The 1,019-nt window shown below is 55.0% G+C and carries 2 protein-coding genes; both read left to right on the top strand.

Translation table 11 applies throughout. From position 1 onward, the window contains the following. On the top strand, nucleotides 1-278 hold a 278-nt coding region (locus tag OA90_RS27815), incomplete at its 5' end, for a transposase (protein WP_156510508.1). 170 nt (nucleotides 279-448) lie between these two features. Next, the coding region (locus tag OA90_RS27810) for an IS6 family transposase (RefSeq protein ID WP_068420270.1) at nucleotides 449-1,019 on the top strand (571 nt) is incomplete at its 3' end.

Here is a 1,019-nt window from a genome sequence, read left to right as displayed (position 1 = left end):
TCTTCGCCGATGGCGGCTATGCCGGTGAAAAGCTGCGCGCCGCCCTGGTGGGCAACGGCAACTGGACGATAGAGATCATCAAACGCTCCGATGCTGCTGAAGGCTTCGAACTCCTGCCCCGCAGATGGGTGGTGGAGCGCACTTTCGCATGGCTGGGCAGATGCCGCCGGTTGGCAAAGGACTGGGAGGCGTCAATCGAAAGTTCCACCGCATGGATCAACATCGCTAGTATCAGGGTCATGACACGCAGGCTCGCAACCTATTGTCTTGTCTCATGAACTTTTGAATCGGACTCTAAGTCAAAAAAACTTTGCGACACGCCAACTGAGAGTGCCTGGCGACAAGCCGAAGCTCGGCATGAACCATCAACTAAACCGTGTGCTACGCTGATAAAATGAATGGGCATTGCCAACTTGTTGATGGTGCTTGGGTTTGGTAGATCGCTCTGATGTTCACGGGTCTCGATTTACCTCGCCTTAAGGGCTTCCGTTTTCCCAGATCGATAATCTCCTATGCGGTTTGGGCTTACCATCGCTTTGCGTTGAGCACGGCAGATGTTGAAGACCTTCTTGCGGAGCGGGGTATTGGTGTCAGCCGGGAAACCATCCGCAAATGGGTGATCCGGTTTGGTGGGCATTTCGCGCGCTGCATTCGCCGGGACCGACCAAAACCAAACACCAAATGGCATCTGGACGAGGCCGTGATCGTCATGGGTGGCGTGAAATWCTGGCTCTGGCGGGCCATTGACGCCGATGGTGACGTACTCGACATTCTGGTTCAAGCTCGCCGCAAYACCAAGGCTGCCAATCGGTTTTTCTCCAGACTGGTCAATCAATTCGGTGAACCGCGTGTCGTCGTGACGGACAAGCTGCGCAGCTACATAAAGCCGATACAAAATCTGGCCCCGGATGCTGATCATCGAGCCCACAAGGGCCTGAATAACAGAATTGAAAACGCACACCGCCAGACCAGGAAGCGAGAGAAGATCATGGGGCGGTTCAAATCGCCCCGCCAAGCAC

The organism is Labrenzia sp. OB1 (assembly GCF_001624695.1).
Lineage (GTDB): Bacteria > Pseudomonadota > Alphaproteobacteria > Rhizobiales > Stappiaceae > Roseibium.
Note: the sequence above shows the minus strand (reverse complement) of the source record. Positions and strands in the feature narration are given on the sequence as shown.